Genomic DNA, 13,494 nt, shown 5'->3' with positions numbered 1-13,494 from the left:
TTGCTAATGATTAATCAGCGCTTTTATATTTAGGAAAGTATTCAGTTTATGGAAAGACAATTCCGCGGCACTCCCCGCAGAAAACCGCAATCGGCGGATATGATTTTTGGCACAAGAGCTGTCATTGAGGCGATACGCGCCGGAAAAGAAATCGATCGGCTGTTCATCCAGAAAGGGTTGAACAACGAACTTACAAAAGAGCTTGTAGATACTGCAATTGAATTTCGATTGCCGATCAGCAAAGTCCCTGTGGAAAAACTAAATCGCATTACGCGTAAAAATCACCAAGGGGCTATCGCTTACCTTTCAGCAGTGAGTTACCAGTCGCTGGATAACATCATTAGCCGTTGTTATGAGCAGGGGAAAGATCCTTTTATTCTGATCCTGGACCGTGTAACGGACGTGCGTAACTTCGGGGCAATTTGCCGTACGGCCGAATGTGCCGGTGTGGATGCCATCGTGATCCCAAGCAAGGGTGCTGCACAGATCAATCCAGATGCTGTAAAAACATCTGCAGGTGCATTGAACATTATCCCGGTTTGCCGTCAGGATTATCTGAAAGATACCATCACCTACCTTCAGGAAAGTGGTGTTGCCGTTGTTGCTGCTACAGAAAAAACAGACAACAGCTATTCAGATATCGATTACAACCAGCCTATTGCTGTTCTAATGGGATCAGAGGAAGACGGTGTATCGCCGGAATACCTAAAACGCTCCGATTTGAAAGCTAAGATTCCAATTTTGGGAAAAATCGAATCTCTGAATGTTTCGGTAGCCGCAGGAATTATCCTGTACGAGGCCGTTCGTCAGAAAGGACTATAAAGATAAAAAGGGAAGATGCACATCAGCATCTTCCCTTTCTTTTGTTGGGGTAAATCCCCCGGCTACAGAAATTCGTTTCCTGTGGCTTTTTTTACCGCTTTGAATATCTTCTTGAACTTTCGCTCGTCACCCTTCTTAACGATCATCACGACCTTCTCCCGCAGTGCGACCACATAATTCTCCAGGCCTTCTGCGACAATAAGCGCATCAGGGTCATCACTCACAATCATCGAGTCCTCCACATCAAACAACATCGCATTCGCCTTCACGCTGTTGGTGCCCTCCTTTTCCTCATTACCTTCGTGAATCGCCTGAAAAGAGCCCAAATCAGCCCACTCAAACTCCCCCAAAATCACCTCTACATTATCGGCCTTCTCCATCAAGCCATAATCAATGGAGATATTTTTACAGTGCGAATACGCCTTTTTGATTTGTCCACTTTCCTGATCCGTAAAAAACACATCCCGAAGGTCCTCAAAATTCTCTGCAATCTCAGGAAGGTACTTGCGAAGTGCCCGAACGATTGACTGTGCATTCCAGGCAAAAATCCCCGAGTTCCACACATAGTCGCCGCTGTCCACAAAAAGTTCTGCCATCTCTTTTGTCGGCTTTTCAGTAAACGTCTTTACCTTTTTGATCGTCTCGTCCTTTCCTTCAATATATTGTAAATAACCAAAAGACGTCTCCGCCCCATGAGGCCTCAAGCCAATGGTCATCAGTGTGTCACGCTCCTCGACCGAATCCAATGCTGAAAAAATACAACGGTAGAAGGAATCTTCACGAAAAATGGTATGATCTGAAGGTGCGGCCACAATACGTGCCAGCGGGTTCCTTGCCGCAATTTTATAACAGGCGTATGCCAGGCAGGTGGCTGTATTACGACGGTGGGGCTCCAATAGTAACTGATCGGCATCCATCTCAGGAATCTGCTCCATCACCAGTTCTTCATAAGACTCATGCGTAACGATGTAAATATTCTTGCGTGGGCAGACGGGCAAAAACCGTTGGTAAGTCTGTTGCAGGAGCGATTTCCCCGTGCCTAAAACATCCATAAACTGCTTGGGCTTTTTTATACTGCTGAATGGCCACAACCGGCTGCCAATGCCTCCAGCCATGATCACCACATAATTATTTTCACTGTACATTACTACACGGGTTACAATTAAACAAATCTTTAATTTGTTTAAATTTAAATACTGCTTTACAGCTTACAATTTATATCCTATTCCCCGAAAAAAGAAATAAACTCCTTTTGTTGATATGTTATAAATTGTAAATTCATGTATCAAATCTATCCTTTGAGGGATTCAGAGGCAATATTTAAATATTAATTTAATTTTCTATAAATATAATATCAAATCCTCCTCAATCAAGTTTACCCCATAGGGAATAACGCATAACTAATGATCAAAATCATTAGAAAAATACAATATTTTTCAATATCTTATATTAGGGCATTGCCAATTTTCAGGCCATGAACTACGTAATGATTTTTGAGCACCTACAACTGCAAGGATCTTGAGTAAAATAACAGATAAATTAAAAGAAGTCTTCGGTTATGACCAATTCAGGGGTAACCAAGAAGTCATTATAAAAAACCTCCTGAACGGCAATAATACATTCGTTATTATGCCCACAGGAGCCGGTAAATCACTTTGTTACCAGCTTCCTGCCCTACTTTTGGACGGTACTGCTATTGTTATCAGCCCGCTGATTGCACTGATGAAAAACCAGGTTGATCAACTCAATGCTTTGGGCGTTTCCGCTTACATGCTCAACTCCACCCTGACCAAAGGGGAGATGAACAAGGTAAAGAAAAAAGTTTTAGAGGGTGAAGCGCGTTTGTTATATGTGGCACCAGAATCACTGACCAAGGAAGAGAATGTCGCTTTTTTGAAAGAGGCAAAAATTTCTTTTGTAGCCATTGATGAAGCCCACTGTATTTCAGAATGGGGGCATGACTTCCGACCGGAATATCGTCGAATTCGAACAATCATCACTCAGTTTGGTGATTTACCCATTATTGCGCTCACGGCCACGGCCACCCCAAAAGTGCAGCTGGATATTCAGCGTAACCTCGGGCTTGAGGAAGCTAACCTGTTCAAATCTTCCTTTAACCGCGAAAATCTTTATTATGAGGTTCGCCCGAAAAAAGGAATCGACAAGCAACTGATAAAATTTATCCTTGACCACAAAGGGCAGGCAGGGATTATTTACTGTCTGAGCCGTAAAAAAGTGGAAGAGGTTGCCAATTTACTGAAAGTGAACGGCATTAAGGCAGCGCCATACCATGCAGGTCTGGAGTCTGGAATGCGGGTAAAAAATCAGGATGATTTTCTAAATGAAGATCTTGAAGTGATTGTAGCGACCATTGCTTTTGGTATGGGGATCGACAAACCCGATGTGCGGTTTGTCATTCACTACGACGCCCCAAAATCACTGGAAGGTTATTATCAGGAAACGGGACGTGCAGGTCGCGATGGCCTCGATGGGCATTGTCTGCTTTTCTACAGTTATAACGACATTGTAAAACTCGAAAAATTCAACAAAGACAAGCCAGTTACCGAGCGGGAGAACGCAAAGATGCTCCTGGATGAAGTGGCTTCCTTTTCAGAATCTGCCGTATGTCGACGCAAACAGTTGCTCCACTATTTTGGAGAACATATGGAGGAAGATTGTGGCTTTTGTGACAATTGTAAGCACCCGAAAGATCGTTTCAATGCACAGGATCAAATTCAGATAGCTGTAAAAACAGCCCTGATGACCAGCGAGCGTTTCGGCATCAACCATTTGGTGTCCGTTGTTCGAGGTTCACAAAATCAGTATGTCCTCAGTTACGAACATGACAAGCTGCCAATTTATGGTCTGGGAAAAGAAGATGATGATGAGCACTGGAAAAATATCTTCCGTGCGGCGATGATTCATCAGCTTCTGGATAAAGATATTGACAATTATGGGGTACTGAAGGTTACCGAGCTCGGTAAAAAATTCATTGACGAACCACACGAGATCCTTGTTCCCCTTGGGCACGATTACCGCAACGAAAGTGAAGAAGAGGATCTGCCGACCATCAATGTAAAAGCGCACGATAAGGTTCTTTTTGCGCAATTGGTCGCCCTTCGAAAAGAAGTAGCCAAAACCAAAGGGGTGCCTCCTTATGTGGTTTTTTCAGAGCCAGCACTTGAAGAGATGGCCATCATCTATCCCACCTCCATGGAAAGCCTTTTGCAGGTTCAGGGAGTGGGGCAAGGCAAAGCACGCAAGTTCGGAAAACCGTTCCTGAGCCTGATAGAAAAATACGTCGCTGAAAACGACATTGAAACTGCCGATGAAGTAACGGTAAAAACGGCTGGTGACCGTTCTAAAGATAAAATTTTTATCATTCAGCAAATCGACCGTAAGGTTAATCTCGATGAGCTTGCTGAAGGAAGAAGCTGGGATTTCTTCCAGCTATTGGAAGAAATGGAGCACATTTGTTTTTCTGGAACGAAGCTGAACATCGATTATTTCATTGAGGAAATCATGGATGAAGAAATGCAAAGCGATATTCAGGAATATTTTATGGGCGCTGAAACGGACAATATCGAAACCGCACTCGATGAACTGGGAGAAGATTATGCCGAAGACGAAATCCGCTTGATGCGCATTAAGATTTACACGGACTTAGCAAATTAAATTGATACAACACCAGATTGAAGAAAGCGTTTATGATGACAGCATCAACTTAATGATGGTCATGATAAACGCTTTTTTGTCATCCTTTTTTATAAACCTATGAAGATACTTATTACTGGAGCCAATGGCCTATTGGGGCAAAAATTGGTACAGCTACTTAGCCAGCAAACAGATGTAGAGGTGATTGCCACGGGATTGGGCAAATCAAGGCTCCCAGCGTCAGCAGGGAAATTTACTTTTATTCCGATGGATATTTGCAATGCAGCGGAGGTCAATGAAGTGATAGGTGCTCAAAAGCCTGAGGTGGTCATTAACACTGCCGCCATGACCAATGTCGATCAGTCAGAAACAGAACAAGAAAGCTGTTGGAAGTTGAATGTATCTGCGGTAAACCACCTGATTGATGCCTGCGGAAAGCAGGATTCTTTTCTGTTACACCTTTCTACGGACTTTATTTTTGACGGACAGGATGGTCCTTATGATGAAGAAGCAAAGCCCAACCCGATCAGTTATTATGGAGAAAGTAAGCTTGCTGCGGAGGAATGCCTGCAAAAAAGCAATATCCGATGGGCCATTGCAAGAACGGTACTGGTTTATGGTATCGCTCATGACATGAGCCGATCAAACATTATCCTGTGGGTAAAAAACAGCATCGAGCAGGGTAAGGAGCTTAAAATTGTCGATGACCAATGGCGTACACCTACCCTTGCCGAAGACCTTGCGATGGGCTGCTGGCTGATTGCCAAAAAACAGGCAGAAGGTATTTTCAATATTTCAGGAAAAGATCTTCTTACGCCATATGATATGGCCATGATGACCTGCGACTATTTTGAGCTTGATAAATCAGCCATAGAAAAAGTGGACGGCAGCATCTTTCAGCAAACAGCCAAACGACCACCCAAGACAGGTTTCAATATCGACAAAGCCAGAAAAGTACTCGGTTACGAACCCCACAGTTTCGAGGAAGGAATCAAAATTCTACATGAACAGATTACCCAGAAGGTGTAGGCCAACGATTGAGCGCAATTCAACAGCACATCAACACTCATTGTATTGATTTCAATTTACTGCCATCTGAAAAGGAAGAACAAGATTGAAAGCGTCGAAAAAAATGCTTGGCAAAAAAAAAGACGACCATATTGGTCGTCTTTCTTATTTTATGGGAAAGCTACTTATTAGTAGTTTTTCTCGATGTTTTCCAAAGTTGCGATGTCCAAAGTAGATGCACCAGCAGCCTCACCGAAGTTACCACCAACGATAACCAAACGATCAGTTGCTTCAACAGCACCATTGTCTTTCAACGTCTTCACTGATTCTTTGATGAATGCGTTCTTATCGTCACCTTTAGACAAGTAAGTTGCACGCACACCGTAAGTCAAAGACAATTCACGCATTACACGCTCATCATAAGCTACAGCGAAAATTGGTGTTTTTGGACGGTAAGCTGCAATAGCACGTGGAGAACGGCCAGAAGCTGTGTCTGTGATGATTGCAGTTGGGTTCAAGTGCTCTGAAGCATAGTAAGCAGATTTTGCTACGAATGCAGAGATATCGTTGTTCAATACAACGAACTCAGTGTTTTTCTTGAAACCTTCGTAGTTTTCTGTTGCCATAGCAATAGAAGTCATTGTTTTTACGGCCTCGATTGGGTAGTCACCGTAAGCTGACTCACCAGAAAGCATTACTGCATCAGTACCATCATAGATCGCATTCGCAACGTCAGAGATCTCCGCACGTGTTGGACGTGGGTTCTCGATCATTGTGTGCAACATTTGAGTAGCAGTAATAACAGGCTTACGACGAGCGATACACTTGTCGATGATCATTTTTTGAGTGATCGGAATACGCTCCTGTGGAATCTCAACAGCCAAGTCACCACGAGCTACCATGATAGAGTGTACGTGATCCAAGATCTCGTCGATGTTATCAACACCCGCTTGGTTCTCAATCTTAGCGATAATTTTCGCATCAGAACCTTTAGCATCCAAGATGTCTTGTACAGCGATAACGTCAGCAGCGTTACGTACGAAAGAGTGTGCTACGAAATCAATGTTGTTATCAGCAACCCACTCGATATAACCTTTATCCTTAGCAGTGATAGAAGGCAATTTAACGTGAACAGAAGGGATGTTCACTGATTTTCTTGACTTAACAGGACCAGAGTTTTGTGCGATACACAACAACTTGTCGCCTTGTTTTTCTTTTACGATGAACTCAACATCACCATCATCAATCAAGATACGAGAACCTGCAGGTACATCTTCTACGAAACCAGCGTAGTTTACATAAACCAACTCACGAGTTGACTTACCTTCAGGATCACCAGCCATGAATACTTCGTCACCTGGCTTCACGCGGAACTCTTCCTCGATCTTTGTTGTTCTGATTTCTGGACCTTTAGTATCTACCAAGATACCGATTTTGTCAGATACTGCACGAACGTTTTCAACAACGCGCAAAGAATCTTCGAAAGTTTGGTGAGCTGTATTGATACGAACAACGTTCATACCTTGATTATACATTTCTGTCAAGAACGGAATGTCACACTTACGGTCAGAGATCGTAGCAACAATTTTAGTATTTTTCATAAAAGATGTATTTGTTTAACTTTTCAGCTTTTTCTCAATCATTAAAATTCATAAACGCCAAATATGCTGATCCAGCATTTGTACCCTCAAAGCCAAAAGCGATAATTGATCTTGTAAAAACAATATTTGTGCCAATACTTACATTATCGGTCGCCTGTAAATTTCGTGCAAATTTAAGTAAAACATAGGCCTTAGCCTAATAGCGATGCCTATTTGCCGATAAATTACATTCTGTGGCGCAAAAGCCGAAAATTTTACACCCTTCCCAAAAACAAGCAACTTATTGATTCACAAATTAATGATCTCACAAACTATTAAGATCTTATCACCAATATTTGGCTTTAGAAGTAACACAAGAAATGATAATGTGGTTCAAACTATGTGATTTTTTTTGAAAAAACTCACCCGATTGTGCTGAATAGAAATAAGAAAAACACAAATCATGACTTTTATCATAATTATCACAATTATCCATCAGATCCCACTTATTTTAACGTCCCTTCCCCGTTTTTGAATTAATACACTTTTTGCACTGATCAAATTCAGCCCAATTTTTGACAAAAAGCTACATTCCTTTAGAAAATTTTACTGAAAAAACGACCTTTGAACTTTAAAGAAGAATAGACTAAAATGTGCGCTCTGCCGCACCAAATCATAGCAATAATGGAAGCACCTCGCCCCAAAAAAATAAATAAAATATTGACTGCCCACGGACACCAACGTGTGGACGAATACTATTGGATGCGCGACCGCGAAAACCAAGAGGTTGTCGATTATTTGAACAAAGAAAATGAATATACGCAGGCTTCGCTTTCGGCTACTGAAGGGTTGCAAAAGACACTTTATGACGAAATCGTTGGTCGCATCAAGCAGGACGATAAATCTGTTCCTGTGCTCTATGATGGCTATTATTACTATACCCGATATGAAGAGGGCAAGGAATATGCGATCAATTGCCGAAAAAAGGGCAGTTTGGAAGCGGAGGAAGAAGTGCTTTTGGATCAAAATCAAATGGCCAAAGGGCATGATTATTATTCCCTTGGCGATTGGGAGGTCAGTACCAATAATCAACTGATTGCCTTTAGTGAAGATACGGTCGGCCGCCGCAATTATGACATCCGCATCAAGGATTTGCAGACGGGTGAGGTATTTGAGGATTTGATTCCTGCCACGGCGGGAAGCATCACTTGGGCCAATGACAACAAAACGATCTTTTATACTTTGAAAGATGATGCCCTGCGAGCTTACCGTACCTATCGACACGTTCTGGGTACGCCTCAGGAAGAGGATGTTTTGGTATTTGAAGAAGAGGATGGCTTATATGACACCTTTATCTATAAAACCAAATCCAAAAAATACCTGATCATTGGCTCAACGAGTACAACCTCTTCCGAATTTCAGATTTTGGAAGCGGAAAACCCGACCGGCGAGTTCAGAATGTTTCAGGCACGTACGCCTCTGTTGGAATATGGCATTGATCACTTCGAAGATCATTTCTATATCCGCACCAATATGGCGGCGCACAATTTCCGCCTGATGAAATGTACCGAAACGGCCACCACTTTTCATGATTGGGTGGAAGTGATTCCTCACCGCGAAGATGTGCTGTTAGAAGACATCGAAATTTTCCGCGACTATTTGGTGGTTACCGAAAGAAAAGACGGATTGATCCACCTGAATGTGAAGCGTTGGGACGAAACGGAAGACTATTACATTCCATTCGATGAACCTGCCTATGTGGCTTATACAGGTGCCAATATGGATTTTGACACCAACATCCTGCGTTTTGGTTACGCTTCGATGACCCGTCCAAACTCGGTATTTGATTTCAATATGGCGGATCGCTCCAAAGAATTGAAAAAAGAGCAAGAGATTGTCGGCGGGTATTCTGCGGATGATTATGTATGTGAGCGCGTGAACTTCCCTTCGCATGATGGCGTGATGGTTCCGATGTCGATTGTCTATAAAAAAGGACTGAAAAAAGAGGGAGGCAACCCGACCTTGCTTTACGGTTACGGTTCGTATGGTTACAGCATTGATCCGCATTTCAGCTCGGTGAGATTATCGCTGTTGGATCGTGGATTTGTTTATGCCATTGCGCACATCCGTGGTTCTGAAACCTTGGGACGTTCATGGTATGAGCATGGTAAGTTTTTGAAAAAGAAAAATACCTTCTTGGACTTTATCGCAGCAGCGGAATGGCTAACAGCTGAAAATTATACCAATAAAGATAAATTGGCAATGATGGGTGGTTCTGCCGGAGGCCTGTTGATGGGTGCGGTGATGAATATGCGCCCTGATTTGTTCAAGGCGGTGATTGCTGCGGTTCCATTTGTGGATGTGGTTACAACCATGCTGGATGAATCCATTCCATTGACCATTGGCGAATATGAAGAATGGGGAAATCCGAACGACAAAACCTATTATGATTATATGCTGAGCTATTCGCCTTATGACAATGTGGTGGCACAGGATTATCCATCGGTTTTGGTAACGAGTGGCTTCCACGACAGTCAGGTGCAATATTGGGAACCGACCAAATGGGTGGCCAAATTACGTGAGCTGAAGACTGACAATAATCGTGTGTTGTTGCATACCAATATGGATGCTGGCCACGGTGGGCAGTCGGGGCGTTTCCGCAAGTTCAAAGAAACCGCTTTGGAATACGCCTTTTTGATTGAAGAATTGGGTGTAAATTATTAAAACCTGTCGCGAGAGTCCCTCTCGTGATAGCTATCTTTAGTTCAAGCGTCTCGCTTGGACTAATGATTACCAATGCCTGATCCAAGCGGGACGCTTGAACCAGAATGATAGGCTAATACCCTAACAAAAAAGCCCGAAACAGAGCATCACGCTCCGTTTCGGGCTTTTACTTTAAATCACTTAAAAAAGATCAATAGTCATCATCATCCATTTCATCCATCATTCTGAAAAAATCCTCAAACATCTCCATTTCATCATCCGTTTCTCCTGCAGCTGCTTCTTCCAACATTTCTTCTGTAAAAATTAACAACTGTTTGCGGGAATTCAGTTGTTGCGTATCTTTTTCACATACGGCAATAAAATCTTTCATTCCCTTCAACGCTTCCTTTATCTCTCGTTTAGCCGCTTGAATTCCTAAATCAACAAGCCCCCCTATTTCATTATAGCGAGGGTTCATCTTAATGATCTCGAGCTCCCCTTTCAATTCTTTCACCTGCTCTTTCAGCACCCTAATGTACAGGGACAGTTGCTCTTGGGTTAATTTTTCGAGATGCTCGTTTTCAGAGGATAACCACTGCATCTCCAATTTCAACAAAGCAGGAAGATCTTTTGCTTTATAGGCAGCAGTAACTTCTTTCATCAACTCTTCTCGCTGAACTCTCTCCTCCTCTGTACGAGCCGTATCAGGATGCAAAACCTTAGCTAATGAAAAATAAATGCCTTTGAGCGATTTCAACTTCGCCATCTCTTCTTGCTTGGCATTTAGTTCTCGCTCGATCTGTTTTTTCGTCTTTGGCGCTTCTTTTTGCTCCTTTTGCTCTTGTTCAAATTGTTGCCCCATTTGCTCTTTGAGCTTCTGTGCAATCTCAGCCATACCCTCAGGCGTATTCATTTTCTCAGGATCCAAATCGCTGAAATCCACATCTACCCCAAACATATTGTTAATCATATCTTCGAGCTCGTCCATCATTTCCATCGACTGCTCCTGCATCTCCTCTTCATAGGTATTTTCAGAGTAACGATTGTACAATGCAATAACTTCATCGTCGGGCTGATCCATCATTTCAATGATAGGAACCAAAATTAACTCCAAAACCTCCTCAATATCCTCGGCCTGACGTTTATTAAATTTAAACTTTTTGTAAATCTTATCGGCCTTTTTCAAAAAGCGAACACGCGCCTCAAATAGTAGTCGCTCTGTCGGTTTGATCTCCTTTTGATAAATCTCCAATAATTGCTCGAGCTTATTCTCCTCCTTTTCTATTTTGACATGAAGGTTTTGGATTTGCTTGGTAAGGCGATTGAACTGTCGTTGTTCCTTGCTTAAATTTTCGCCTCCGGCTCCTTTTATGGCTACTACCTCAAACATACGTAATATTATTTTGAATTTGAGTTATACTAAAAACACTTCCTACCTACCGGTTTGGTTTTCATTTATTAAAAAAAAGCCCGAAACAGTGCATCACGCTCCGTTTCGGGCTTTATATATTTTATATCTCTAAAAAGACTTAAACACCAACAGCTTCAACAGTCTGAACTTCTGGAATTTGGTGTTTCAGTAAGTTTTCAATCCCCTGTTTCAATGTAATTGTTGAAGATGGGCAACCACTGCAGGCGCCCTGCAACAATACTTTCACAACGCCATTTTCAAAAGAGTGGAAAGAAATTGCACCACCATCAGACTCAACAGCAGGACGGATATACTCATCCAGAATCATCTTGATCTTTCCTTCAATCTCCGTTTCATTCTCTGCTGAGCTTGCTTGCTGCTCCTGCGCTTCGGCATTGAATAACTCTTTTCCCGACTGAAGGTATTCAGTGATATGGGCCTTCAAATCATCCTGAATATCTTCCCAGGCAACATTCTCTGCCTTGGAGATGGTCAGGAAATTACCACTTATAAATACACGCTCAACGAATGGATAACCAAACAATTCCTGAGCTAAAGGACAAGGAGCGGCATTTTCCATATCAGAAAAATCGTACTGTTCCATGCCATTGACCAACATCAAATTGGTCACAAATTTCAAAGAATTAGGATTAGGGTTAGCTTCCAAATAAATGGTGACCACCTTCTCATACATCTTATCGCGATCGTATCCTTGGTTATTTTCCATCAGCTTAATAGGTTCTAATTTTGAACAAAATTACAAAATATTTATGAGCAATTCTGACTGATTGACGACAATTTAATCTTTTATTCCCAAAAGGGCTAAATCTTAAGTTGCTCACCTTCAGAGTCAGCAATGATCATCGAAACCGTCGCATCGCCCGTTACATTCACCACTGTACGGCACATATCAATAATTCGGTCAGGGCCCAAAACCAATGCCAAACCACCTGCAGGAACGCCTATGGTTTCCAAAATAATCAGAAGCATCACCAAACCTGCTCCTGGAACAGCTGCTGAACCTATCGAAGCCAAAATCGCTGTAAAGACAATGGAAACCTGCTGCATCATTGTCAGTTCAATCCCCATGGCATGGGCAATAAATACCGCTGCAACGCCCTGATAAAGACTTGTACCATCCATATTCATGGTCGCTCCCAAAGGCAAAACAAAAGAACTTACTTCCTCAGAAACCCCAAACTCATGCTCTACACATTCGATCGTAATCGGCAAAGTTGCAGCCGACGAACTTGAACTGAAGGCCAACAAAAGTGCTCGTTCCATTCCCTTGAAGAACTTTTTATAATTCAGACGGCGCTTGGTAAACAGGCGTAAAATTGTTGGATAAACCACCAGCATCATGATCAGCAATCCTCCGATAACGGTCAGCGAGTAAGCCCCCAGCGATTTCAGCACGCCCCAAACATGGTTGGGGTCATCACCTGCAACCTCCACAATCAGGGAACAAATCAGTGAAAACACCCCAAATGGTGCCAACAGCATGATAAAGTCAATAATCTTGAGCACCGTTTCATTCAGTCCATCAAAGAAGCTGACCAGGGGAGCACTCTTTTCCTCAGGCAATTTCAGCAGGGCAATACCAAACAGGACGGCGAAAAAGACCACCTGCAACATGTTTTTATTATTGGCAAAAGCCGTAACCACGTTCTCTGGCACCATATTAACCAGCGGATCCAAAGCATGTTGCTCTTTGACCTTCTCGGCATTGTGTTGTTTTTTCTGAACATCCGTAGAATACTGCGCCACAATGGCGGCACTCGTTTCTTTGGAGATCATCTTGTAGGGCTGAACAATATTAACCGCCGCCAGTCCGATCAGCACCGCACAGAGGGTTGTGAGCAGATATATGCCGATCGTTTTGGTTCCCATGCGGGAAAGTTTGGATACATCACTCAGGTTGGCAATACCGCCAATCAATGAAGCCAACACCAACGGAACGGCAATCATTTTCAATGCCCGAATAAAAATAGAACCGATCGGTTTGATCAGCTCAATGGTAATCCAAGATGGTACTCCTGAAAAAATAAAAATCAAACCGATTACCAGGCCAGTCACTAAGCCTATAACAATTTGTGTGTGAAGCGGAAGTTTTTTAGTCATCTAAAAAAAGATATATAGTATTTTGAAAGATTATGCGATAGATAGGGCAATCAGCCAATAATCAGGGCTGAAAACATCAGGGCGGCTGATAATAACATTCTGACATTGGAATTCCAAATCACAATTGAGGCAATCGGCGATTTTCGACACAAAAAAAAACGAAACCGTGATGATTCACCATTTCGTTTTCCTATT

The 13,494-nt window shown here is 42.5% G+C and carries 9 protein-coding genes; 4 read left to right on the top strand and 5 right to left on the bottom strand.

The features are described 5' to 3' along the window. Window positions 1-48 precede the first annotated feature (48 nt). Entirely contained in the window at window positions 49-822 is a 774-nt protein-coding gene (gene rlmB, locus AABK40_RS02455) for a 23S rRNA (guanosine(2251)-2'-O)-methyltransferase RlmB (protein WP_332920845.1), read from the top strand. Window positions 823-884: 62 nt separating this feature from the next. Here the strand turns inward: rlmB and AABK40_RS02450 are convergent, their stop codons facing one another. Then, on the bottom strand, window positions 885-1,967 hold the full coding sequence (locus AABK40_RS02450; protein ID WP_338397542.1) for a mannose-1-phosphate guanylyltransferase: 1,083 nt from the start codon (window positions 1,965-1,967) through the stop codon (window positions 885-887). A gap of 370 nt (window positions 1,968-2,337) precedes the next feature. On the opposite strand from AABK40_RS02450, the gene recQ reads away from it, so the two are divergent. Together recQ and AABK40_RS02440 are read left to right on the top strand one after the other, a co-directional pair. Continuing rightward, window positions 2,338-4,497, top strand: a complete 2,160-nt coding sequence (recQ, locus tag AABK40_RS02445; protein WP_338398056.1) for a DNA helicase RecQ — start codon at window positions 2,338-2,340, stop codon at window positions 4,495-4,497. A gap of 99 nt (window positions 4,498-4,596) precedes the next feature. Beyond that, entirely contained in the window at window positions 4,597-5,505 is a 909-nt protein-coding gene (locus AABK40_RS02440; RefSeq protein ID WP_338397541.1) for an SDR family oxidoreductase, read from the top strand. A 167-nt stretch (window positions 5,506-5,672) separates the two neighbouring features. On the opposite strand, the gene pyk is transcribed toward AABK40_RS02440, so the two are convergent. Continuing rightward, on the bottom strand, window positions 5,673-7,085 hold the full coding sequence (gene pyk, locus AABK40_RS02435; protein WP_332920848.1) for a pyruvate kinase: 1,413 nt from the start codon (window positions 7,083-7,085) through the stop codon (window positions 5,673-5,675). Between the two features lie 663 nt (window positions 7,086-7,748). Between pyk and AABK40_RS02430 the strand changes: the two genes are divergently transcribed. Then, a complete protein-coding gene (locus AABK40_RS02430) occupies window positions 7,749-9,788 on the top strand; it encodes a S9 family peptidase (RefSeq protein WP_338397540.1) in 2,040 nt (679 codons plus the stop codon). A 190-nt stretch (window positions 9,789-9,978) separates the two neighbouring features. Here AABK40_RS02430 and AABK40_RS02425 read toward each other — a convergent pair whose 3' ends face one another. From AABK40_RS02425 to AABK40_RS02415, 3 genes are all read right to left on the bottom strand, one after another. Then, window positions 9,979-11,157: a hypothetical protein gene (locus tag AABK40_RS02425; RefSeq protein ID WP_338397539.1), complete on the bottom strand. Its 1,179-nt coding sequence runs from the start codon at window positions 11,155-11,157 to the stop codon at window positions 9,979-9,981. 139 nt (window positions 11,158-11,296) lie between these two features. Continuing rightward, complete coding sequence (locus AABK40_RS02420; RefSeq protein ID WP_332920850.1) at window positions 11,297-11,905, bottom strand: NifU family protein; 609 nt, start codon at window positions 11,903-11,905, stop codon at window positions 11,297-11,299. Between the two features lie 95 nt (window positions 11,906-12,000). Continuing rightward, window positions 12,001-13,299, bottom strand: a complete 1,299-nt coding sequence (locus AABK40_RS02415) for a dicarboxylate/amino acid:cation symporter (protein ID WP_332920851.1) — start codon at window positions 13,297-13,299, stop codon at window positions 12,001-12,003. Window positions 13,300-13,494 lie beyond the last annotated feature (195 nt).

Origin of the sequence: Persicobacter psychrovividus (genome assembly GCF_036492425.1) — a bacterium.
Classification (GTDB): domain Bacteria; phylum Bacteroidota; class Bacteroidia; order Cytophagales; family Cyclobacteriaceae; genus Persicobacter; species Persicobacter psychrovividus.
Note: the sequence above shows the minus strand (reverse complement) of the source record. Positions and strands in the feature narration are given on the sequence as shown.